The organism is Blastomonas aquatica (genome assembly GCF_014639875.1).
Lineage (GTDB): Bacteria > Pseudomonadota > Alphaproteobacteria > Sphingomonadales > Sphingomonadaceae > Blastomonas > Blastomonas aquatica.
In genome coordinates this window covers 1-1474 of record NZ_BMGD01000019.1, presented here as the reverse complement: position 1 = coordinate 1474, position 1474 = coordinate 1, and the positions used below count along the sequence as shown (strand labels likewise).

Sequence of the window (1474 nt, the reverse complement as noted above, 5' to 3'; positions counted from 1 at the left end):
TTGGCACGGCGCTGCAGATTGCCGATCACTCGGGTGCGGTAGCGCTCCTCGTATTGTGAAGCACCGGGATCGTGATATGCCATTCCGTATCGCAGACTGTTATAAAACAGCACCGCGATCTTGCGTGCGGTCGCGGTCACTGCCTTGGCCTTTCCGGCACGCGCTGACAGTCTGCGATAGAACGCCCCAAGTGCAGTGTCACTTCGGCCAATCGTGGTCGCCGCCAGACGCAGAAGAGCGGTCGCTCTGCTCGATGATCTCCGAGTTTTCGATGACAGCAGCTTTCCGCCTGATATCTTGTTACCCGGTGCCAGGCACAGCCACGATGTAAAATGCTTGGAACTAGGCCATGCGGCTAGATCAGTGCCGCACTCTCCGACAAGTTTGAGCGCCAGCGACGGACCAATTCCGTGGATCTGTGTCAGGTCAACGCCAAGAATGCGATATAGGGCGGAACGAACCTCGAAGTCAGGTGTGTTCACTGGTTTGGTTTTCGAACGGGCTTTAGGAAGCTGCCGAATATCGTGACCGGTCCCCATCTCAAGCGCCTTCAGTGCGACCTCTAGCTTCCGATCGCATTCGAGGATTTTGGTTTGGTAAAAGTCGTACAGCGCGAGGGACTGGCAAAGCGCAAAGACATGCTCGTCTCTCCAGTTGCCTGACAGGGCAGCGCAGATCTTCTCTACGGTCGCATGGCACCGTACGTCTCGCATTTCCGCCAGAGTGCCAGGATCCCGCTCACCCTCCACAATGGCCCTGATGATACGCATGCCCGTCACGCCGGTGATATCGGAGACCACGTGATGGAGTTGCACGTTCATCTCCATCAGCGCCTTCTGCATGTGCTGGATGTGAGACGCGCCATACTCGATCAGTCGTTCACGCTGCCGCAAATAGGCACGCAAGGTGGCCACGCGTGCCTCGGGGCGGAAGCTCCCGCGCAACAACCCGTAACTGTGGAGCTGCTGCAACCAGCCAGCGTCGCTTACATCGGTTTTGCGACCCGGCACATTCTTGGCGTATCGCGCATTGACCAAGATGACATGAAAGCCATGCTGTTCCAGCACTTCATAGGCGGGTATCCAGTAAACACCGGTAGATTCCATCGCTACGCTGGTGACGCCGCTTTCCTTAAACCAGCGCGCCATGTCATGCAGATCGCCGGTAAACGTCCCAAATGCACGCACTGGGTTGTCATCGGCATTCGGATTGATGGCCGCCATATGCATCGTCGAACCAATGTCGATAGCGGCTGCGCCCGGGTTGACCATCGCCATTCCATCCATGCCGCCTGATTTTGTTCGTGTCATTCCATTCCTCCTTCAAGACAGAAGGGTATGGGCAATGCAAACCGTCATCTTCCTAACCGGGATCACCGCAATGCGACGTCACCACTCTCAAGTACGCAAATGCCCACGGGCCACGTTTCTTAACGGGGTAATATGCCACCAATAAGCTATCGGCCGCGACCCTC

Annotated in this window: 1 protein-coding gene; it reads right to left on the bottom strand. The window is 56.6% G+C overall.

Annotated features, from left to right (window positions below):
* On the bottom strand, positions 1 to 1310 hold a 1310-nt coding region (locus tag IEW00_RS17385; protein WP_188515695.1), incomplete at its 3' end, for an IS110 family RNA-guided transposase.
* Between the last annotated feature and the right edge of the window lie 164 nt (positions 1311 to 1474).